The following is a 21311-nucleotide window of genomic DNA, read 5'->3' as shown; positions in this document are numbered from 1 at the left end:
GGCGTGCCAGGCTAAGCATGGCGCTCTTGACAGATGTTGACTTTGTTGTTTTTTATCATCTAATTTAAGCCGGTTCACATTTTTCAATGAAAATCATAGAAAATTTTCTCGACGAGTTATGTAGACTGGCTGCCATTGTTAATGAGGCACATTTACATGACTACTGAGCTTGAAACTTCTTTTACTAATTTAGGGTTATCTGCCCCTATTCTTAATGCATTAACCAATTTAGGATACAAAAAACCCTCTCCAATCCAGTTGGAATGTATCCCACACTTATTAAACGGCTGTGATGTCCTTGGTATGGCACAAACAGGGAGCGGTAAAACCGCCGCTTTCGGATTACCTTTATTGCATAATATTAAGGCAGAAATTAAATCTCCACAGATATTGGTTTTAGCGCCTACACGTGAATTAGCTGTTCAGGTTGCTGAAGCATTAACCAATTTTTCTAAATATATAAAAGGCGTTAATGTTGTGGCGCTCTACGGTGGGCAACGTTACGATCTTCAGCTAAGTGCCCTGCGCAAAGGACCACAGGTTGTCGTTGGTACTCCAGGTCGTCTGCTAGATCACCTGAAGCGCGGCACTCTTAACCTATCCAAACTAAGCGGGTTGGTATTAGACGAAGCGGATGAGATGCTACGCATGGGTTTTATCGAAGACGTAGAAAACATTATGAAGCAGATACCCGCGGTACATCAAACAGCACTATTTTCTGCCACCATGCCAGAAGCCATTCGTCGTATTACCCGTCGCTTTATGAAAGAACCGCAAGAAATTCGTATTCAGTCTAGTATGACCACTCGCCCAGATATTAGCCAAAGTTATTGGATGGTGGATGGAGTGCGTAAAAACGAAGCTTTGGTGCGTTTTTTGGAATCTGAAGATTTTGATGCGGCTATTATTTTTGTGCGCACCAAGAATTTAACATTAGAAGTCGCTGAAGCGTTAGAGCGCAATGGCTACAATAGTGCTGCATTAAACGGTGATATGAACCAGGCCTTACGTGAAAGTACGTTAGAACGCTTAAAAGACGGGCGTTTAAATATATTGATTGCCACTGATGTCGCGGCGCGAGGCTTGGATGTGGATCGTATTAGTTTAGTCGTGAACTATGATATTCCTATGGATTCAGAATCTTATGTTCACCGCATTGGCCGTACCGGTCGAGCGGGTCGAGCGGGTCGTGCCTTGCTGTTTGTTGAGCGCCGTGAATACCGCCTGCTAAAGAATATTGAACGGACGATGAAATTAACGATTCCTGAAGTTAAACTCCCTAATTCAGAATTACTTAGTCAACGTCGCTTAACGAAATTTTCTACCAAAGTTAGCAAACAGTTAGAAAGCCATGATTTGGATGTATATCGTGCTCTACTGACCAAATTGCAACCGGAAGAGGGCTTTGATATGGAAACCCTCGCTGCGGTGTTATTGAAAATGGCGCAGGGTGAACGGCCGCTTATTATGCCGCCTGATCCAGTGCCACGCCCTATGACGATGTATAATAATAGTGAGCGACGCCGTATAAACGGTGAACGTCCAGTAAGGCGTGAGCGCCGTGACGTTGGTGATATGGAATTATACCGTATTGAAGTAGGTCGGGACGATGGTGTTGAAGTTCGTCATATCGTGGGCGCTATTGCTAACGAAGGGGATATTAGCAGCCGTTGTATAGGTAATATTAAATTATTTTCCTCTTACTCAACTATCGAGCTACCAAAAGCAATGCCAAGAGAGATCCTGTCGCATTTCACTCGTACTCGCATTTTGAATAAACCAATGAATATGCAGCTGTTAGGTGACGCGCAGCCATTTGAATCACGTGGTGGACGAGGTTATGCGAATGAACGGCGAAGTGGGGGGCGTTTAGGGACTGAAAATACAGCGCCGCGCCGCTCTTTCGGTGGTGATAAACGTGGTGAAGGAAACAGCAACAATCATCGCCGTGCGAGTAAGATTAGCCGCGATACTTTACGTTTTACTCCTCGGGGTGATGATGCCGCGGTTTCTACTGCGGCCAGGCCTCGTTTTGGAGAAGCATAATTATTTAAATTAGCTGAAATAATAAAAACTGGCTTTTGAGCCAGTTTTTATTGATTGTTAATATTCCATATAGATTTTTAGAGCTTATTCGAAATCTTTTTTGACAAAAGACTGCTTGTAAAACCGTAGCAGTAGGTTATGCAGGCAGTCTAAAGTATTAACGAGTACAAGAGATTTCGAATAAACTTTCAGAAAACAGGGTTCAGAAAAGGAGAAACGGGGCAGGGATACTGGAGTAGATATACCCTTCGCCCTTGAAGTTGCCTTCGGCTGCCAGGGCGTGAGACCGATGAGTGTGGATATACCATGAGGGCAAGGGATCGCAGCCAACAACGTGGCAGCTTCAAGGGCGAGGGGTATAGACGGCAGCAAAAAGTGTAGTGAATTAAGTACGATGAAAATAGAATCGAAAGAAAAATATCAACTGAGTGATGAAGAGTTACAACTTTTTGAGGCGTCGATTAGTGGCACCAAAAAATTGAAACAAGACAAGATAATGCATCACTATCATCAAAAAAATCATCAAAGAGTAACTTCTGTTAAGTTTTCGCAAAAAAGAGAACAAAAACAGAGAGAGATTAGCTGTTATTTTTCTGATGACTTTCATCCACAACTGAATAGTGAAGATCCCATTCGCTATATTCGTCAAGATGTAGAGACTATTGAAATAAGAAAACTTCGCCGCGGGGATTACTTACCTGACATATTTCTTGATTTACATGGCTTCACCCAAAGGCAAGCCAAACAACAACTCGTTGAAATGTTTGCTGTTTGTAAATCAGAACATATTTATTGTGCCAGTATTATGCATGGCCATGGCAGAGATGTTTTAAAAAAGCAGATACCACTGTGGCTAGCGCAGCATCCTGACGTATTGGCTTTCCATCAAGCCCCCAAAAAATGGGGTGGAACTGCTGCCTTGCTGGTGTTGATTGAATAGAAATCTATTAGACCTCTTTCCAAACCTACTACGTGACACGAATCCTGCGTTGCCCGGTGCTCGCAATCCTCATGTACTACATGTTAACGAAGGTTGCTGTGCGCCGCGGGCACCTTGACTTAGCATAACGAACTACGGTTTGGAAAGAGGTCTATTGCCTATTATCTAAAACCTGGCTCGCGGTGGCTTTCGCTATCATTTTTTTTAAAGTATGTGCCACAGCAATAAAACCAAATGTCGCAGTTACCATCGTAACCGCGCCAAAGCCAGAGGCGCAATCCATCCGTTTTGATCCTTCAGTAGTGCAGCCTGATCTAGACAGGTTACCCTCGATCTGAGGGTACATCAGTGGTTCACTAGAAGACACACAATCAATACGTAATTTTCCTTTACTATTTTTCACTACACCAAAATCACGTCTCAATCTTTCTCGCACGCTAGCAGCTAAAGGATCTTGAACCGTTTTAGCCAGATCAAGAACGGCTATACGAGTAGGATCAATTTGTCCTCCTGCGCCTCCTACTGTAATAACGGGGATCGCATAACGCCGACAATAAGCCAACAAAGCCGCTTTAGGGCGCACACTATCTATAGTATCAATAACATAACTAAAATTTTGATCCAACATCTCAACCACATTTTCGGGTGTGATAAAGTCATCAATACATTTCACCTGGCAATGAGGATTAATGGCTAAAATACGCTGTTCCATCACCGCTATCTTGGCTTGCCCAATATTTTCACGGACAGCATGGTTTTGTCGATTAGTATTGGTCACACAAACATCATCCATATCTATCAGGGTGATAGCACCAATACCCGTGCGCGCTAACGCCTCAACAGCCCATGATCCTACCCCACCCATGCCAATGACACAGATATGGGCGCGTGAAAATAATATTTGCGCTTGATGGCCATACAAACGCGCAATTCCGCCAAATCGTTGTTGATCAATTCCGTGGTGGTTTTTTGTATTAGAACATTTAGTCATTACATAGGGGTCTCTGTTTTTTAGAGCGAGCACGATAACAAATCACGGTGAGCAAAGGAATTAGAAAAGAAAAAATATCAAGCCGTTTTAGGGGTATTGTTGGTAGGTAGGCTTAGCACTGACTTCCCGTTGAATTGTAATACCGTTCCATTTTTCTCCGGTAAATTTTTCACCCTTGACAAGCAACGTCGTATTGCCATTACAAATGATTGTCACCTTTTCAGGCATGAGGGTTAATTCTATTTCATTGATCGAGCAGCCGCTTACATCAAGCTTTATTAGTTCAGCGGGAAGAGCCTGATAATCCAAACCCTCCAGCTCAGGATTGCCACTTATATTGAGTGACCTTAGTGAATTAGGAAGAGTATTTTGCTTAATCCCTGTTGGGTAATAAGGATTCAAAAACAGTGTATGCAGATTATTGTTACTGAGATCGAGAGACTCGATATGATCTAGTTCGGTAATAGCTGTCGGTATTTTGTAGAACTGGTTGCCATTGGCGTTTAATATTTCTATTTTTTTTGATAAGACATCTAGAGCCGACAGATTGTTGTGAGATATATTCAATTCAGTTGCTTGCAGTGAAGCTAACAATTCCGGTAGCGAACTCAAGCCATATCCGGAGATATCCAGGTGTGGCGAGGCGTTTTTAGCGTTCTCTTCTTTAAATTTTTTTCTGATTAGTAATCCTGCCTCTTCACGCTGCTCATTCTCTACGAGCTCCTCCACCCACAGATGCAATTGTAAAATCATGATCAACATAGGAAACATAAGGATCGCGTTATCTTTTGTAGACGCAATCTGTAGCCTATTTCCCATTTCATACGTTTCGTCAGTAGATAATCCCTGTTTCATTAATTTGTTATATAGCCGCCCAAGCCCTTGGTCGTCAAACGGCAACGTATGTATGTCAGCCATAAACGCATCGTTTTTAAGAAGATCAATAACTGAGCGCTCATCTCCCGCCTTTATAACTTTCATATTAAGCAAACAGTCTTTTATTTCCTGTATTGCGGCAGCTTTTGGAGATAAACCAGTAGGCGGTGATGTTGCTTGATACGATACAGGAGACATTGATTGAGCTGAATTAGCTGAAGTAATGGTCATATTGATATTTTTCCTAATGAAGGTGAAAAAGAGAGCAGTTACTATATAAGTGATAATAAGCAACCTACTCTCAACCTAACCTCACTCGCTGAGAAATATCATTTATCCCCTTCGCCTTTGAAGCCGCCGCGTTGTTGGCTGCGGATGCCGCCCTCTCATCGTAACTCGAAATTCATTAGGTATATGTGACAAGTTTTTCCTACAGTGTTCTTCAACCTCTGACAACTTTGCGCCGTATACGCATAAAAAAAAGACAAAAAGGCGATAAAAACCACAATCAAAAATTTTATATCAATTTAAATGCTAAAAGCACTTGCAACAAAAATAATCCAAGGTATAGTGCGCTCAATCAGACGCGGGATGGAGCAGTCTGGTAGCTCGTCGGGCTCATAACCCGAAGGTCGTCGGTTCAAATCCGGCTCCCGCAACCAACGATGTCCGACCCCTCTCATCTCTTCAATCAAAAAAGCGCTCAAAGAAGATTTCAAATAAGCTCTAAGAAAAATAAGCCTTAATACCAGCAAACACTGCCTTAGCTATCTGTTGTTGAAAATGGGGAGTGCGTAACTTTTTTTCTTCTTCAAGATTACTAATAAATGCGGTTTCAACTAAAACTGACGGGATATCGGGTGCTTTTAATACGGCAAAACCGGCTTGCTCGACCCGATTTTTGTGTAATTTGTTAATCTTACTGATCCGGCTAAGCACTTCCTTCCCAAATTTTAAACTATCGTTAATAGTTGCCGTTTGTAGCAAATCAATCATCGTGTGATCCAAATAGCGATCACCACTCTTACTAATCCCCCCTATCTGATCGGCTTCATTCTGGGTTTGCGCTAAAAAATAAGCAGCAGCACTGGTGGCGCTTTTGGTTGAAAGTGCAAACACTGATGATCCTTTAGCTGCGCGGTCGGTGAAAGCATCTGCGTGGATAGAAACAAAAAGATCAGCCCTTAACTTACGTGCTTTGGCCACCCGAACTTTTAACGGAATAAAAACATCTTCATTGCGTGTCATATGAACTCGCATATTCGATTCACGCTGGATGAGAGCTCGTAAGCGCCGAGCTATTTGCAACACCACATCTTTTTCGCAGGTTTTATTTTTTCCGATGGCACCAGGATCTTCTCCCCCATGCCCAGGATCTAGCACTATGATAATAGGCCGATCACGGCCAGCTTTACCTGCTGATGGCGCCTTTGTAGGGAGTGTGCGCTCTAAATGGCCTTTATTATAATCCTCTAGCAAGGCGAGTAGCGGATCATCTTTTGTCGCAGTATCACCGACTGTCGGATAGAGGTCTACCACCAAACGATGATGAAATTTAGCGATGGGTTTTAAAGTAAAAAGTTGTGGATGACTCAGTTGCTTAAGTTCGAACACTATCCGTACGGTTTTTTTATCGAATTGTCCTACTCGCACTTGCTTGAGATGAGGATCAGTTGCTTGAACTTGGCGAGTCATTTCCCTTAGTACTTCATTTAAATGGACATCTTCGATATCAACTACGATGCGATCGGGTTTAGATAAAGTGAATTGACGGTATTTAAGCGGAAGATTGGATTCTAATGTGATCCGGGTATAGGTTGAAGCAGGCCAGACCCGAATAGCAACAATTTGTACCGATGTAGCAAACCCAATTTTGCTGACACTCAGCATCCAACTGGCTGCTATAGCTTGCAATAAAAGGCGGCGATGGGAATTGTGCATTGGGTCTGAGATACTCCAAAATCATTATTAGACCTCTTCGGAAACCTACCGAGTGACGCGAATCCTGCGTTGCCAGGTGCGCGCAATCCTCATGTACTTCATGTTAACGAAGGTTGCTGTGCGCCGGGGCGCCTTGACTTCGCATAACGAACTACGGTTTGGAAAGAGGTCTATACCCTTCGCCTTTCAAGTTACGGCTTTGTTGTCTGCGGGCGCTCGCCGAATCACGTAGTATGTCTACGCTCATCGGTCTCACCCCCTTGCCGCCTTGCCGTAACTCGAAATTCATTGGGTATATTGCTTTAATTTTACCGCTCTTAAAGCCGTAAAAATAAGTTCCTTATCGATATTACTTAGTTCTGGTTGATCGATAATTTTTATCAATTTTTCACGTGAAGTTTCATCAAATCCAACCCCTGAATGTAATATTTGGTATAACGCTTTGATTAATAAATCGCTTGACTCAGCAATCTCTAAACGAATTTTAGCCAATGTTTTAACAGGCGAATCACCTGCTTTTTGTGTCATATCCAAGTGATTTTTCTGATAACGATATTGGATTATTTTAGCCGTCTCCATCAATGCACTGAAAAGGGGTTTAACAGAATCAGGATCTAATCCATTATTTTTCGCCGTCACCATTGCTTTTTGTAATACTTTTTTTTCTTGCTCAAGATCCTCAATCGCTAAATGCGCTTTAGCCTTGTTAACCGCTACCTCCTGCATATAAGATAATCGCTGATTGATCAATGAAAAAACCTTATCCCATTCCGCGGCACTGGCGGCAAAAATTGTCATACTACTAACCAACACTCCAACTTTGATAATCGCTAACATGATTTTCCTTAAATTATATAATCTACTCCATTACGCGAGCAGCCAGTTTACCTCATGTTCTGTCGTCGCACGAAAAAAATCACAGTATCGCACGCTAGATTCATCCTTTATTTTCGCGCATTATGCACTATTTATTCCCCTATTTTTTATTAAGGTATTCTTATGACAAAAACGCAATTTAGCCTCTATGGTATTAGCAATTGTACTAGCGTCAAAAAAGCACGTGATTGGTTGGCTGCACACAGTATAGTTTATCGTTTCCATGATTATCGTGTTGATGGATTGACCGCTGACTGTCTACAAGATTTTATCGACACACTGGGGTGGGAATCATTGCTTAATACGCGCAGTACCACTTGGCGAAAATTGAATGAGCAAGAACGTATCGCAGTGACCAACGTCACTAGTGCTAAAGCCTTAATGTTAGAACAACCGTCGATAATTAAGCGGCCACTGTTGAAGGAGTGCTTAGGTATACCCACAGTCCTTGAAGTTGCCTTCGGCTGCCAGGGCGACCGACCGATGAGCGTGGACATACTACCTGATGAGGCGAACACCTGCAGCCAACAACGCGGTGGCTTCAAAGGCGAAGGGTATAAAATGCTACTTGGCTTTGATCCTCTGGATTATCAACAATTTTTTCACAAGGCACTATAGTATGACTTGTCCGGTAATTAAACTTGCCAAACAGTTAATTAAACGGCCTTCAGTGAGTCCAGCCGATGAAGGTTGTCAGGAGATACTGACTCAGCGTTTGAAAGCTATCGGTTTTACTATCGAACCGATGAATTTTGCTGATACCAAGAATTTTTGCGCCTGGCGAGGTGAAGGGAAGACATTAGCCTTTGCTGGGCATACTGACGTAGTCCCCCCCGGTGATGAAAACCATTGGGACTTTCCCCCTTTCGAACCCACCATCCGTAACGGTATGCTTTACGGCCGGGGCGCTGCTGATATGAAAGGTTCATTGGCTGCGATGGTGGTTGCTGCCGAGCGTTTTATCACTGTTAACCCCAATTATATCGGCCGATTGGCGTTTCTTATCACCTCTGACGAAGAAGCGAAAGCGACCAACGGTACGGTGAAAGTGGTTGAAGCGCTAAAGGCGCGTGAGGAACGGCTGGATTATTGCCTGGTTGGCGAGCCTTCTAGTAATAAATGTTTAGGAGATGTGGTTAAAAATGGCCGCCGGGGTTCAATGACGGCTAATTTATCTATCCATGGCGTGCAAGGACATGTCGCCTATCCCCACTTAGCCAAAAATCCGATTCATTGGGCGCTCCCCATGTTACAAGAACTTGTCTCCATTCAGTGGGATAAAGGCAATGTATCTTTTCCCTCTACCAGTATGCAAATTGCGAATATACAAGCCGGTACTGGCAGTAATAATGTGATTCCTGGCGAATTATTTGTCCAATTTAACTTTCGTTTTAGTACTGAATTAACGGAGAGCATGATTAAACAACGTGTTGAAACCTTACTGGAGCAGTATCGCTTGAATTACAGTATTGATTGGGTAGTATCTGGGCAGCCATTTCTAACCGAAAAAGGTGACTTAGTGGATGCGGTGATCAATGCGGTGCATTGCTATAACGGCATCACACCAGAACTGAGTACCGCAGGGGGGACGTCTGATGGTCGTTTTATTGCTTTGCTGGGTGCACAGGTGGTAGAACTGGGGCCAGTGAATGAAACTATCCATAAAGTGAATGAATGTGTAAAAGCCGCTGATCTCCAGTTATTAAGCCGTATTTATCAACGGATCATGGAACGTATTCTTAGGGGTTAAATCGTTAAAAAGAGTAAAAATATGCACTGGTTAGAAAATTGGCACGAATTAAAAGAATATTGGTGGCTTATCCTCATTTTCTTGGTGGGTATTTTTATCAACAGCATCAAAGCACTGTGTCGTTTAAATCATAAAGACTACTTAAAAAATAAACCCCAGATACCGCCTCATCGTGATAATAATGCGAAATGGGACGAAGATAATTGAAGTTCAAGCAGCCCAGAATACGATGGGCTGTGGTACAGGATTTAAAAAGGTAGATTTTCGCCTCCTTAGCAATCGTTTTAGAAGTATATGGAGGGAGTACTAATGTCTGCTTTATCTTGCAATTTAATATTTCCCCATCGTGCTCCGTTAAATTCTTTACCGTTGACAAGAAATCTCGTATTACCATCGTGGATGATGGTCATATTTTTAGGCATGAAGGTTAATTCTATTTTCTCAATCTCGCAGCCGCTTATATTAAGTGTCATTAAATTTTTAAATTCAGATAATCTTGGCAAATATTTCAGATTGGTGTTACTGACATCGAGCTCTTTTAAGGAAGGGGGAATTTCTTTAGGATCCAAGGTTCCTAGTTCACGATTGCCACTGAGATTGAGAGACGTTAGCGCCTTGAGTGAGGAAAGTGTATTCTCTGTCCCTGAAATATTACCGAGTTGCTTCTCTAATTCCTCAATACGTGGCATATTGGGCTCTGTGCCTGTATTGGCATATTTTAGCGCCATTAGTTCATTTACCAGTTTATTCACTTCTGGAGAGTTTACAGGCGTGGGAAGAATATGCAGTGTACCTAGATCATTGTTACTGAGATCGAGAGATGTAAGATTCGTTAGTACGGCAATAACTGGCGGGATTGTACGGAACTGGTTATCACTGAGGTCAAGTTCGTTTAGCGATAGCAGTACACTTGGATGATCAGGCAGAGATGTTAAACCCAACGCGGAGGCATTCAGATTAGAGACATTATTATTATCAAGTTGATTTTTAATCTGATTGATTATTTTGTCATGCCTAGACCACGGGAGTAGCTCACCTAACCAATTAAAATGAGTAACAATATCTTCTTTCTTTTCCTCTAACCCCTGCTCTGATGCCTCTTTTTTCATTTCCTTCATCTTGTTTATAAGATTACGATCTCCAAGAAGATTAGTAAGAACATGATCTTTCGATCTATCTTCTTCTGACATCAGACCAAGTTCTACCAAATAGCCCGACATTTTTTGGGTTATTTTGTCTCTCAGAGATAAATCCGTAGACGTGTCCTTATTTTGTGAAGCCGATGCAGAAGACACTGGAAGAGCTGAAGTAGCAGTGGGCATAGTAGTGTTCATATTGATATTTTTCCTAATTACGGTTAAAGAAAGATCACTATTTAAGTTAAGTTATAATAAGCAACCCATTCTCAACCCAACCTCACTAGGCGCTAAGAAATATCATTTTGATGAAAGGCGAGGCTATAAGTGGACAAATAGACTACTCGCCATTAAAATGCGCACAATTTGTCAAAAATTAGCAAAATTCGCGGTAAACCCTCACTCAATGCGGGCGGGGAGCAGTCACCTTGCAGGCAGTTTTCTATTCTTCGGAGGATGTTTTGATTAAGTCAGCGTTATTGGTTCTCGAAGACGGAACCCAATTCCACGGTCGCGCCATTGGCGCAGAGGGAGCGGCAGTGGGGGAAGTGGTCTTCAATACCTCAATGACCGGTTATCAAGAAATCCTTACTGATCCTTCCTACTCCCGCCAAATCGTCACCCTTACTTATCCCCACATCGGCAATACCGGCACCAACAGCATCGATGAAGAATCGGGCGCAGTACAGGTGCAAGGGCTGATTATCCGCGATTTGCCATTAATGACCAGTAGCTATCGTAGTGAAGAAAGCTTATCGCAGTATCTTAAACGTCATCATGTTGTTGCCATTGCCGATATTGATACACGTCAACTGACACGACTATTACGTGATAAAGGAGCCCAAAACGGTTGTATTATCACGGGTCAACCCTCGCCGGCCTTACTCGCCTCGGCATTAGAAAAAGCACAACAATTTCCCGGTTTAGTCGGGATGGATTTAGCAAAAGAAGTCAGTACCAAAGCAGCCTATCCTTGGTTACAAGGCAAATGGACGTTAGACAATGAACGCCCGCACGCTTGCAACACCGCTGATTTACCGTTCCACGTCGTGGTTTACGATTACGGTGTGAAGCATAATATTCTACGTTTGCTGGTCGAGCAGGGTTGTCGATTAACGGTAGTACCAGCACAAACACCGGCGGAAGACGTCTTAAAATTAAACCCAGACGGTGTTTTCTTATCCAATGGCCCGGGTGATCCCGCGCCCTGTGATTACGCGATCAGGGCGATTCAACGTCTGCTCGAAACAAAAATCCCCCTCTTTGGTATCTGCTTAGGCCATCAACTACTGGCATTAGCCAGCGGCGCTAAAACAGTAAAAATGAAATTCGGCCACCATGGTGCTAACCATCCGGTAAAAGATCTCGATACCCAATCAGTGATGATTAGCGCACAAAATCATGGTTTTTCCGTGGACGAAGCGAGTTTACCGCCCAATCTGCGTGCGACCCATCGTTCTTTATTCGATGGCTCATTACAAGGGATCCACCGTACGGACAGAGCGGCGTTTAGTTTTCAAGGCCACCCCGAAGCGAGTCCTGGCCCCCATGATGTCGCTCCACTGTTTAATCATTTTATTGCGTTGATCAAAGCGTATCGGATACAACCAAAAAGTCATATACCCACAGCCTAACTGTTAATAATCGAAAGTGAAAAAGCGAACATCATGCCAAAACGTACAGATATAAAAAGTATCCTGATTTTAGGTGCCGGTCCTATCGTTATCGGTCAAGCTTGTGAATTTGATTATTCAGGCGTCCAGGCTTGTAAAGCGCTGCGTGAAGAAGGTTATCGGGTGATCCTGGTTAATTCCAATCCCGCAACGATTATGACAGATCCCGACATGGCGGATGCCACCTATATTGAGCCGATTCATTGGGAAGTGGTGCGCAAAATTATTGAAAAAGAACGCCCAGACGCGGTATTGCCAACCATGGGGGGGCAAACCGCTTTGAACTGCGCTTTAGAACTAGAACGTAAAGGCGTGTTAGCGGAATTTGGTGTTGCCATGATAGGGGCAACGGCAGCGGCGATTGATAAAGCAGAAGATCGCCGTTTGTTTGATATCGCCATGAAAAAAATTGGCTTAGCAACCGCCCGTTCCGGTATTGCGCATAATATGGAAGAAGCGTTAGCGGTGGTAGCCGAAGTCGGTTTCCCTTGTATCATTCGCCCCTCTTTTACTATGGGCGGTACAGGGGGTGGTATTGCTTATAACCATGAAGAGTTTCAAGAAATTTGCCAGCGTGGATTGGATTTATCGCCCACCAAAGAATTGTTGATTGATGAATCGCTGATCGGATGGAAAGAATATGAAATGGAAGTCGTTCGCGATAAAAACGACAACTGTATTATTGTCTGTTCGATTGAAAATTTTGATGCGATGGGGATCCACACCGGTGATTCTATTACGGTGGCACCCGCACAAACCTTGACCGATAAAGAATATCAAATTATGCGTAATGCTTCGATGGCGGTATTACGTGAAATTGGCGTCGAAACCGGGGGATCTAATGTCCAATTTGCGGTGAATCCTAAAAATGGCCGCTTGATTGTGATCGAGATGAACCCACGGGTATCGCGTTCTTCCGCATTAGCATCCAAAGCCACCGGTTTCCCGATTGCTAAAGTGGCTGCCAAGTTGGCAGTGGGTTATACGCTCGATGAATTAAGTAATGATATTACCGGAGGGCAGACCTCGATAAGTATCCCTGCTTCTTTTGAACCTGCTATTGATTACGTTGTGACTAAAATTCCGCGCTTTAATTTTGAAAAGTTCGCCGGGGCGAATGATCGCTTAACCACTCAGATGAAATCAGTCGGTGAAGTGATGGCTATTGGCCGTACACAGCAAGAATCATTACAAAAAGCGTTGCGCGGCTTAGAAGTGGGCGCAACTGGCTTGGATCCGAAAGTTAATTTGGATGATCCACAAGCGTTAAGCAAAATTCGGCGCGAATTGAAAGAGGCCGGCGCGGAACGTATTTGGTATATCGCTGATGCTTTTCGAGCTGGCATGTCGGTGGACGGGATTTTTAATCTGACCAATATTGACCGTTGGTTTTTAGTACAAATTGAAGAATTAGTGCGTTTGGAAGAAAAAGTTGCCGAATCGGGTATCAAGAGTCTCAACGCCAATTTTTTGCGACAACTTAAACGTAAAGGCTTTGCCGATGCACGTTTGGCGGCATTGGCCTCTGTAACCGAGAGCGAAATACGCCAATTACGCCATGATTTTAACTTACACCCGGTTTATAAGCGGGTAGACACCTGTGCGGCAGAATTTGCCACCGATACCGCTTATCTGTACTCAACCTACGAAGCAGAATGCGAATCCTATCCCAATCATGATCGTCGAAAAATTATGGTGCTAGGAGGCGGGCCAAATCGCATTGGGCAAGGAATTGAATTCGATTATTGCTGCGTTCATGCCGCACTGGCGCTGCGTGAAGATGGCTACGAAACCATTATGGTTAACTGTAATCCAGAAACCGTTTCAACCGATTACGACACCTCTGATCGCCTTTATTTTGAATCCGTCACCTTAGAAGACGTCTTAGAAATTGTACGTATCGAACAGCCCGAGGGGGTGATCGTACAATACGGTGGTCAAACACCGCTGAAATTGGCGCGTGAATTAGAAGCGGCGGGTGTGCCCATTATTGGCACCCGTCCTGATGCGATTGATAGCGCAGAAGATCGTGGGCTTTTTCAGCAAGCGGTTAATGATTTGGGTTTAAAACAACCGGCTAATGCCACCGTTACTGCACTGGAAGACGCGGTTGCAAAAGCGAACATATTAGGCTACCCACTGGTGGTGCGTCCTTCCTATGTATTGGGAGGGAGAGCAATGGAAATCGTTTACGATGAAGTGGATTTGCGTTGTTATTTCCAATCGGCCGTGAATGTCTCTAACGATGCGCCGGTATTACTTGATCGCTTTCTCGACGATGCCGTTGAAGTGGATGTTGATGCCATTTGTGACGGTGAGAAAGTGCTGATTGGCGGCATTATGGAGCATATCGAGCAAGCCGGCGTTCACTCCGGTGATTCCGCCTGCTCACTGCCTGCTTATACGTTAAGTGAAAACATTCAAAATACCCTACGCCAGCAAGTAGAAAAATTGGCTTTTAAACTTAATGTCCGTGGTTTAATGAATGTACAATTTGCGGTAAAAGACCAAGATGTTTATTTGATTGAAGTTAACCCGCGTGCTGCTCGTACTGTTCCCTTCGTCTCTAAGGCCACCGGTGTGCCGCTGGCAAAAATTGCCGCCAGAGTGATGGTAGGTCAATCATTGACACAGCAAGGGGCATTAACCGAAGTGATCCCGCCTTATTATTCGGTAAAAAAAGTCGTGTTGCCCTTTAACAAATTCCCTGGCGTTGATCCTATTTTAGGTCCAGAAATGCGATCAACCGGTGAAGTCATGGGTGTAGGTCAAACTTTTGCCGAAGCTTTTTCTAAAGCCATGTTGGCTAGTCAATCAGGGATAGAAAAACGGGGGCGTGTGCTGTTATCTGTGCGAGAAGGGGATAAAGCACGGGTCGCTGATTTAGCAGCCCAATTGTTGCAACAGGGTTTTGAACTCGATGCAACGCATGGCACAGCCGTGGTCTTGGGCGAGGCGGGGATCAATCCACGTTTAGTCAATAAAGTGTATGAGGGGCGCCCTCATATTCAAGACAGAATTAAAAATGGCGAATATACTTATATCGTCAATACCACTGCCGGGCGTCAGGCCATTGAAGATTCTAAATTACTGCGCCGTAGTGCTTTACAATATAAAGTGCATTATGACACGACCTTAAATGGAGGCTTTGCCACTTCGATGGCATTAAATGCTGATCCCACCACCAGCGTCATTTCAGTACAGGAAATGCATGCTAAAATAAAACAAGCGCAGGCTCCAAAGTGATAATTAGTTTAATTGCTGCCCTGGCGCATAACCGGGTGATAGGCATGCAAAACCTGATGCCCTGGCATTTACCGGCTGATTTAGCCTGGTTTAAACGTAACACATTGGGTAAACCTATCATCATGGGACGTAAAACATTTGAATCGATAGGGCGCCCTCTTCCTGGTCGGTTAAATATCGTTCTTAGCCATCAACCGGAAGCGGATCAAGGTGTGACCTGGGTCAGTTCCATTGATCAGGCGTTAGCAACAGCAGTAAATGTGCCAGAAGTGATGATCATCGGCGGAGGAAATCTCTACACCCAGTTTTTGCCGTATGCTAACCGGCTGTATTTAACGCATATTTCGGCCATAGTTGAAGGTGATACCTACTTTCCAAATTATGCAAATGATGAATGGGATGAGTCATTTAAAGAATGCCATGAAGCCGACAATAACAACAGTTACCGCTATTGTTTTCAGATTCTTGAGCGGCGCTAAGAAAATCCTTAGCCAATTGTCTTTGTAACCGCCTGTAATCACATCGCTTACAGCAATTTATCCACATCATGCCCCTATTTTTCGCACTTGTAAAAAGGGTCAATACACATTATCTTGTTATCATATCAACTCATAACCACTATATGTTGTGTTTATATCCTACTCGCCTCTGCCTGGATTATCTGGGCAAAATCATAGGGTGTATACCCAATGAATTTCGAGCTACGGCAAGGCGGCCAGGGGGTGAGACCGATGAGCGTAGGCATACCATGAGGCGAGCACCCGCAGACAACAAAGCCGTAACTTGAAAGGCGAAGGGTATCAGCATATTTAAAGGCACCAAAACACATGAATCAAAGCTTACTTGTTACCAAACGTGATGGCCGTAAAGAACGCATTAATCTTGATAAGATCCATCGGGTAGTTGATTGGGCAGCAGAAGGCTTACACAATGTCTCTGTCTCTCAAGTAGAACTACGTTCCCATATTCAATTTTATGATGGCATCAAGACCGCTGATATTCATGAAACCATCATTAAAGCAGCAGCCGATCTGATCTCCACTGATGCGCCAGATTATCAATATTTGGCCGCCCGTTTGGCGGTTTTTCATTTGCGTAAAAAGGCCTATGGCCAATTTGAGCCCCCGCCACTGTTTGAACATGTGTCAAAAATGGTGGCGATGAAAAAGTACGATCAACATTTGTTGGCAGACTACAGCGCCGCCGAGTTCGCCGAGATGGAGAGTTTTATCGATCATTGGCGTGATCTCAATTTTTCCTACGCCGCGGTGAAACAGCTAGAAGGAAAATATTTGGTACAAAATCGGGTGACCGGTGAAATCTACGAAAGCGCCCAGTTTCTGTATATTCTTGTCGCTGCTTGTTTATTTTCTGGCTACCCACGTGAAAGCCGTCTCGATTACATAAAACGTTTTTATAATGCGATATCAACGTTCAAGATCTCGTTGCCAACCCCCATTATGGCAGGTGTAAGAACGCCAACACGTCAATTTAGCTCATGCGTATTGATTGAATGCGGTGATAGTCTGGATTCGATTAACGCCGCCTCCAGCGCCATCGTAAAATATGTTTCTCAACGGGCTGGGATTGGTATTAACGCAGGCCGTATTCGGGCAGTGGGTAGCCCTATTCGCGGCGGTGAAGCTTTCCATACCGGTTGCATTCCATTTTATAAATATTTTCAAACCGCGGTGAAATCTTGTTCTCAAGGGGGCGTACGCGGTGGAGCTGCCACCTTATTTTATCCGCTATGGCATTTAGAAGTAGAAAGTTTGTTGGTACTAAAAAATAACCGAGGGGTTGAGGATAACCGCGTACGCCATATGGATTATGGCGTGCAAATTAATAAATTAATGTATCAACGCCTGCTAAAAGGCGAAGATATCACGCTATTTAGCCCATCGGATGTGCCGGGGCTTTACGACGCTTTCTTTGCAGATCAGACGGAATTCGAGCGACTGTACATAAAATATGAGCAAGATCAAACGATTCGTCAGCAACGGATAAAAGCGGTTGATTTATTTTCTTTGATGATGCAAGAACGCGCGTCTACTGGGCGGATTTATATTCAAAATGTAGATCATTGTAATACCCATAGCCCATTTGATGCCAAGGTGGCACCCGTCCGTCAATCTAACCTGTGTTTAGAAATCGCGCTGCCCACCCAGCCGTTAAATGATATCAATGATGAAACCGGTGAAATCGCGCTCTGTACCTTATCTGCTTTTAATTTGGGCGCGATTGATCGTCTTGAGGAATTAGAAGAGTTAGCCACACTAGCCGTGCGCGCGCTCGATGCGCTACTCGATTATCAAGATTATCCCATTGCTGCCGCCCGTAATGGCTCGCTGGGACGGCGTACTTTAGGTATTGGCGTGATCAACTTAGCTTATTATTTAGCAAAAAACGGGGTCGGCTATTCCAACGCCGATCTCAAGAAGAATGCTAACTCTTTAACGCACCGCACCTTTGAAGCGATTCAGTACTATCTGTTAAAAGCATCGAACGATTTAGCACGTGAAAAAGGGGCTTGCCCATGGTTTGATCAAACTACTTATGCGCAAGGTCTGTTACCGATCGATACTTATAAAAAATACCTAGATGAAATTTGTAATGAACCCTTGCATCTTGATTGGGAAGGTTTGCGCCAGAATATTAAGCAATGGGGGCTACGTAATTCAACGCTTTCCGCCCTGATGCCTTCAGAAACATCATCACAGATCTCTAATGCCACTAACGGTATTGAGCCCCCGCGCGGTTACGTCAGTATCAAGGCGTCGAAAGACGGTATTTTGCGTCAGGTGGTGCCAGAATATGAACGACTAAAAGAGCATTATCAGCTGTTATGGGATATACCGAATAATGACGGTTATCTGCAATTGGTTGGCATCATGCAAAAATTTGTTGATCAGGCGATTTCGGCCAATACCAATTACGATCCCACACGTTTCTCCGACAATAAAGTGCCGATGAAACAATTATTAAAAGATCTGTTAACGGCTTATAAACTGGGGATAAAAACGCTTTATTATCACAACACTCGCGATGGTGCTGATGACGTACAGGGTGATATAACAACCCATGATGACTGCGAAAGCGGTGCCTGTAAGATTTAATTGCCAGAGGACATTATGGCCTACAGTACATTTTCACAAAATAAGAATGATCAACTAAAAGAGCCGATGTTTTTTGGTCAGTCGGTTAACGTGGCACGTTTCGATCAACAAAAATACGCTATTTTTGAGAAATTAATTGAACAGCAACTTTCTTTTTTTTGGCGCCCAGAAGAAATTGATGTCAGTCAGGATAGAACGGATTATCAAAAGCTACCACCTCACGAACAACACATTTTTATTAGCAATTTAAAATATCAAACTTTGCTCGATTCGATTCAGGGGCGTAGCCCCAATGTGGCTTTATTACCACTGGTTTCAATTCCTGAATTAGAAACTTGGATAGAAACTTGGTCATTTTCAGAAACCATCCACTCGCGATCTTACACCCATATCATCCGCAATATCGTTAACGATCCCTCGCTGATATTCGATGACATCGTCACCAATGAGGAGATCCTAAAACGCGCAGAAGATATCTCTGCCTATTATGATGATTTAATCAAAATGACCAGTTATTACCATCTATTAGGTGAGGGGACGCATCATATTAATAGTGAAACAATAACAGTAAATTTACGTGCGCTGAAAAAACAGCTTTATCTCTGCTTGATGAGTGTCAATGCTTTAGAAGCGATACGTTTTTATGTCAGTTTTGCCTGCTCTTTTGCTTTTGCAGAACGAAAGCTAATGGAAGGCAATGCCAAAATTATTAAATTGATTGCGCGTGATGAAGCGCTTCATCTCACTGGCACCCAACATATCATCAATTTGATGCGTGCAGGTAGCGATGATCCCGAAATGGCAAAAATTGCTAAAGAATGCCAAAACGATTGCTTTGAATTATTTAAAAAGGCCGCTGAGCAGGAAAAAGAATGGGCAACCTATTTGTTCCGTGATGGCTCAATGATTGGCCTTAATGAAGAGATCCTCTGCCAATATATCGAATATATTACCAATATTCGTATGCAGGCTGTGGGGCTGGATCTGCCTTTTAAAACACGCTCTAATCCTATCCCCTGGATCAATGCTTGGCTTTCCTCTGATAATGTACAGGTAGCACCACAAGAAGTGGAAGTGAGCTCTTATTTGGTAGGACAAATTGATGCTAAAGTCGATCAGAAGGATTTCCGCGATTTTGAGTTATGATCTATGAAAAAATCGACCATTAGCTTACGCAAACGCGACGTAAAACTAGATTATCCTGCTGATAGCAATAACCTGCTCGAAGTGTTAGAACAACATCAGATACCGGTCGAGTATCAATGTCGCTCGGGTTATTGTGGCTCATGTCGCCTCACATTGCTCAAAGGCGAAGTAGATTATTTAGTTTCCCCCCTCGCCTTTATTCAACATAACGAAATATTAGCCTGCTGTTGTTATCCACGCGGCGATATTGAGATTGATCTTTAATTCTAGCGCCCAGAGATTATACCCTTTGTCTTTGAAATTGCCTTCGGCTGCCAGGGCGGGCGACCGATGAGCGTAGACACACCATGAAGGCGAAGGGTATAGAAGTAAGATTTATTTATCGAGTCAATAGTAATGAAATTACCGATTTATTTAGATTATGCGGCTACTACACCTGTCGATCCACGTGTGGCTGAAAAAATGATGCAATGTTTAACCTTGGATGGGATCTTTGGTAACCCTGCTTCTCGATCACACCTTTTTGGTTGGCAAGCAGAAGAAGCCGTTGATATCGCACGTAACCAGATTGCTGCATTGGTGGGAGCCGATCCACGAGAAATCGTTTTTACTTCCGGCGCCACTGAATCCGATAATCTGGCGATTAAAGGGGCGGCACATTTTTATCAGACCAAGGGTAAGCACATTATTACCTGTCAGACTGAACATAAAGCGGTGCTAGATAGCTGTCATCAACTGGAACAGACTGGCTTTGAAGTGAGCTATTTAGCCCCACAAAGTGACGGCATGATAGATTTACAGCAGCTTAACGCGGTGATGCGCGCTGATACTATTTTGGTTTCTATTATGCACGTGAACAATGAGATTGGTGTGATACAGGACATTGCAGCGATAGGTGAACTATGCCGTAGTCGAGAAATCATTTTCCACGTTGATGCAACACAAAGTGTGGGAAAATTGCCGATTGATTTAACGCAGTTAAAAGTGGATTTAATGTCTTTTTCCGCGCATAAAATGTACGGGCCGATGGGGGTAGGTGCTCTGTTTGTGCGCCGTCATCCAAAAGTACAGATTAAAGCGCAACAACAAGGCGGGGGGCACGAACGTGGTATGCGCTCAGGAACACTGCCAGTGCATCAAATTGTCGGTATGGGAGAAGCCTGCCGTATTGCTCAGGAAGAAATGGCCGACGAATCGGCGCGCCTCACCAAGCTACGTGACCGCTTATGGCATGGCATCAAAGAAATAGCAGGTGTTTATTGTAATGGCGCGCTAACAAAACGGGCTCCTCACATTTTGAATGTCAGTTTTGATCATGTTAACGGTGAAACGCTAATGATCGCATTAAAAGATTTAGCCGTCTCCGCAGGCTCTGCCTGTACTTCGGCCAGTGTAGAGCCTTCACATGTCCTGAGTGCACTGGGTATCAGTAATACATTGGCTGACAGTACCCTGCGTTTTTCTCTTGGGCGTTTTACCACTGAAGAAGAAATTGACTATGCCATTGGGTTGTTGCAAGAGGTGATTCAACGTTTGAGACAAGGAAAAGTTACCATTAAACGATGATTTAATAT

19 protein-coding genes and 1 tRNA gene are annotated in these 21311 nt (G+C 43.7%); 14 read left to right on the top strand and 6 right to left on the bottom strand.

The annotated features are described in order from the left end of the window. Positions 1–86 precede the first annotated feature (86 nt). The 3 genes from yrbN to smrB all read left to right on the top strand — a co-directional run bounded on the left by yrbN (position 87) and on the right by smrB (position 2986). On the top strand, positions 87–167 hold the full coding sequence (gene yrbN / locus AACL30_RS16300) for a protein YrbN (RefSeq protein WP_141553643.1): 81 nt from the start codon (positions 87–89) through the stop codon (positions 165–167). Next, complete coding sequence (locus AACL30_RS02510) at positions 142–2046, top strand: DEAD/DEAH family ATP-dependent RNA helicase (RefSeq protein WP_422389565.1); 1905 nt, start codon at positions 142–144, stop codon at positions 2044–2046. The genes yrbN and AACL30_RS02510 overlap by 26 nt, the downstream gene beginning before the upstream one ends. A 394-nt stretch (positions 2047–2440) precedes the next feature. Next, on the top strand, positions 2441–2986 hold the full coding sequence (smrB, locus tag AACL30_RS02505) for an endonuclease SmrB (protein WP_339057709.1): 546 nt from the start codon (positions 2441–2443) through the stop codon (positions 2984–2986). Positions 2987–3137: 151 nt separating this feature from the next. Here the strand turns inward: smrB and tcdA are convergent, their stop codons facing one another. Next, positions 3138–3977, bottom strand: a complete 840-nt coding sequence (gene tcdA, locus AACL30_RS02500) for a tRNA cyclic N6-threonylcarbamoyladenosine(37) synthase TcdA (protein ID WP_339057708.1) — start codon at positions 3975–3977, stop codon at positions 3138–3140. A gap of 87 nt (positions 3978–4064) precedes the next feature. Then, entirely contained in the window at positions 4065–5147 is a 1083-nt protein-coding gene (locus tag AACL30_RS02495; protein WP_339057707.1) for a hypothetical protein, read from the bottom strand. Positions 5148–5438: 291 nt separating this feature from the next. Here AACL30_RS02495 and AACL30_RS02490 point away from each other — a divergent pair. After that, positions 5439–5515, top strand: a tRNA-Met gene (locus AACL30_RS02490). A 64-nt stretch (positions 5516–5579) separates the two neighbouring features. Here the strand turns inward: AACL30_RS02490 and amiC are convergent. The 3 genes from amiC to aroQ all read right to left on the bottom strand — a co-directional run bounded on the left by amiC (position 5580) and on the right by aroQ (position 7631). Next, entirely contained in the window at positions 5580–6806 is a 1227-nt protein-coding gene (gene amiC, locus AACL30_RS02485) for an N-acetylmuramoyl-L-alanine amidase AmiC (protein ID WP_339058379.1), read from the bottom strand. Between the two features lie 139 nt (positions 6807–6945). Then, positions 6946–7083 (bottom strand): hypothetical protein, encoded by a 138-nt coding sequence (locus AACL30_RS02480; protein ID WP_339057706.1) that lies wholly within the window; start codon positions 7081–7083, stop codon positions 6946–6948. Beyond that, positions 7080–7631, bottom strand: coding sequence for a gamma subclass chorismate mutase AroQ (gene aroQ / locus AACL30_RS02475; protein WP_339057705.1), 552 nt, complete (start codon positions 7629–7631; stop codon positions 7080–7082). The genes AACL30_RS02480 and aroQ overlap by 4 nt, the downstream gene beginning before the upstream one ends. A 162-nt stretch (positions 7632–7793) precedes the next feature. Here aroQ and AACL30_RS16295 point away from each other — a divergent pair, with 162 nt between their 5' ends. The 3 genes from AACL30_RS16295 to AACL30_RS02460 are packed head-to-tail and all read left to right on the top strand — an operon-like array spanning position 7794 to position 9627. Then, positions 7794–8288, top strand: a complete 495-nt coding sequence (locus AACL30_RS16295; protein WP_422389564.1) for an ArsC family reductase — start codon at positions 7794–7796, stop codon at positions 8286–8288. 1 nt (position 8289) lies between these two features. Next, positions 8290–9420 carry a succinyl-diaminopimelate desuccinylase gene (dapE, locus tag AACL30_RS02465; protein WP_339057704.1) on the top strand — a complete coding sequence of 377 codons (1131 nt, stop codon included), beginning with the start codon at positions 8290–8292 and terminating at the stop codon, positions 9418–9420. Positions 9421–9441: 21 nt separating this feature from the next. Beyond that, a complete protein-coding gene (locus AACL30_RS02460) occupies positions 9442–9627 on the top strand; it encodes a YpfN family protein (protein ID WP_006704907.1) in 186 nt (61 codons plus the stop codon). A gap of 77 nt (positions 9628–9704) precedes the next feature. Here AACL30_RS02460 and AACL30_RS02455 read toward each other — a convergent pair whose 3' ends face one another. Beyond that, entirely contained in the window at positions 9705–10754 is a 1050-nt protein-coding gene (locus AACL30_RS02455) for a leucine-rich repeat domain-containing protein (RefSeq protein ID WP_339057703.1), read from the bottom strand. 263 nt (positions 10755–11017) lie between these two features. Here AACL30_RS02455 and carA point away from each other — a divergent pair, with 263 nt between their 5' ends. From carA to AACL30_RS02420, 7 genes are all read left to right on the top strand, one after another. Beyond that, complete coding sequence (carA, locus tag AACL30_RS02450) at positions 11018–12190, top strand: glutamine-hydrolyzing carbamoyl-phosphate synthase small subunit (protein ID WP_039907695.1); 1173 nt, start codon at positions 11018–11020, stop codon at positions 12188–12190. Between the two features lie 33 nt (positions 12191–12223). Beyond that, positions 12224–15475, top strand: coding sequence for a carbamoyl-phosphate synthase large subunit (gene carB / locus AACL30_RS02445; RefSeq protein WP_339057702.1), 3252 nt, complete (start codon positions 12224–12226; stop codon positions 15473–15475). Then, positions 15472–15954, top strand: coding sequence for a type 3 dihydrofolate reductase (gene folA / locus AACL30_RS02440; RefSeq protein ID WP_339057701.1), 483 nt, complete (start codon positions 15472–15474; stop codon positions 15952–15954). Before carB ends, folA begins: the two co-directional genes overlap by 4 nt. Before the next feature lie 348 nt (positions 15955–16302). Next, positions 16303–18591 (top strand): class 1a ribonucleoside-diphosphate reductase subunit alpha, encoded by a 2289-nt coding sequence (gene nrdA, locus AACL30_RS02435; RefSeq protein WP_339057700.1) that lies wholly within the window; start codon positions 16303–16305, stop codon positions 18589–18591. Positions 18592–18606: 15 nt separating this feature from the next. After that, the gene (gene nrdB, locus AACL30_RS02430; RefSeq protein ID WP_339057699.1) at positions 18607–19737 is read left to right on the top strand and encodes a class Ia ribonucleoside-diphosphate reductase subunit beta; all 1131 of its coding nucleotides are present in this window, start codon (positions 18607–18609) and stop codon (positions 19735–19737) included. A 3-nt stretch (positions 19738–19740) separates the two neighbouring features. Further along, positions 19741–20001 (top strand): class I ribonucleotide reductase maintenance protein YfaE, encoded by a 261-nt coding sequence (yfaE, locus tag AACL30_RS02425; protein WP_339057698.1) that lies wholly within the window; start codon positions 19741–19743, stop codon positions 19999–20001. Between the two features lie 132 nt (positions 20002–20133). After that, positions 20134–21303, top strand: a complete 1170-nt coding sequence (locus AACL30_RS02420; protein WP_339057697.1) for an IscS subfamily cysteine desulfurase — start codon at positions 20134–20136, stop codon at positions 21301–21303. Positions 21304–21311: the final 8 nt, after the last annotated feature.

This window comes from Candidatus Regiella endosymbiont of Tuberolachnus salignus (genome assembly GCF_964020115.1).
In the GTDB taxonomy this organism is placed as follows: domain Bacteria; phylum Pseudomonadota; class Gammaproteobacteria; order Enterobacterales; family Enterobacteriaceae; genus Regiella; species Regiella insecticola.
Note: the sequence above shows the minus strand (reverse complement) of the source record. Positions and strands in the feature narration are given on the sequence as shown.

What these genes read in the sequence shown, in the direction of transcription:
- nrdA (WP_339057700.1), top strand. Translation starts at nt 16,303, where the DNA reads ATGAATCAAAGCTTACTTGTTACCAAACGTGATGGCCGTAAAGAACGC.
- AACL30_RS02480 (WP_339057706.1), bottom strand. Translation starts at nt 7,083, where the DNA reads ATGAATTTCGAGTTACGGCAAGGCGGCAAGGGGGTGAGACCGATGAGC.
- AACL30_RS02460 (WP_006704907.1), top strand. Translation starts at nt 9,442, where the DNA reads ATGCACTGGTTAGAAAATTGGCACGAATTAAAAGAATATTGGTGGCTT.
- smrB (WP_339057709.1), top strand. Translation starts at nt 2,441, where the DNA reads ATGAAAATAGAATCGAAAGAAAAATATCAACTGAGTGATGAAGAGTTA.
- AACL30_RS02420 (WP_339057697.1), top strand. Translation starts at nt 20,134, where the DNA reads ATGAAATTACCGATTTATTTAGATTATGCGGCTACTACACCTGTCGAT.
- nrdB (WP_339057699.1), top strand. Translation starts at nt 18,607, where the DNA reads ATGGCCTACAGTACATTTTCACAAAATAAGAATGATCAACTAAAAGAG.
- AACL30_RS02455 (WP_339057703.1), bottom strand. Translation starts at nt 10,754, where the DNA reads ATGAACACTACTATGCCCACTGCTACTTCAGCTCTTCCAGTGTCTTCT.
- carB (WP_339057702.1), top strand. Translation starts at nt 12,224, where the DNA reads ATGCCAAAACGTACAGATATAAAAAGTATCCTGATTTTAGGTGCCGGT.
- dapE (WP_339057704.1), top strand. Translation starts at nt 8,290, where the DNA reads ATGACTTGTCCGGTAATTAAACTTGCCAAACAGTTAATTAAACGGCCT.
- AACL30_RS02510 (WP_422389565.1), top strand. Translation starts at nt 142, where the DNA reads ATGAGGCACATTTACATGACTACTGAGCTTGAAACTTCTTTTACTAAT.
- yfaE (WP_339057698.1), top strand. Translation starts at nt 19,741, where the DNA reads ATGAAAAAATCGACCATTAGCTTACGCAAACGCGACGTAAAACTAGAT.
- yrbN (WP_141553643.1), top strand. Translation starts at nt 87, where the DNA reads ATGAAAATCATAGAAAATTTTCTCGACGAGTTATGTAGACTGGCTGCC.
- AACL30_RS16295 (WP_422389564.1), top strand. Translation starts at nt 7,794, where the DNA reads ATGACAAAAACGCAATTTAGCCTCTATGGTATTAGCAATTGTACTAGC.
- aroQ (WP_339057705.1), bottom strand. Translation starts at nt 7,631, where the DNA reads ATGTTAGCGATTATCAAAGTTGGAGTGTTGGTTAGTAGTATGACAATT.
- tcdA (WP_339057708.1), bottom strand. Translation starts at nt 3,977, where the DNA reads ATGACTAAATGTTCTAATACAAAAAACCACCACGGAATTGATCAACAA.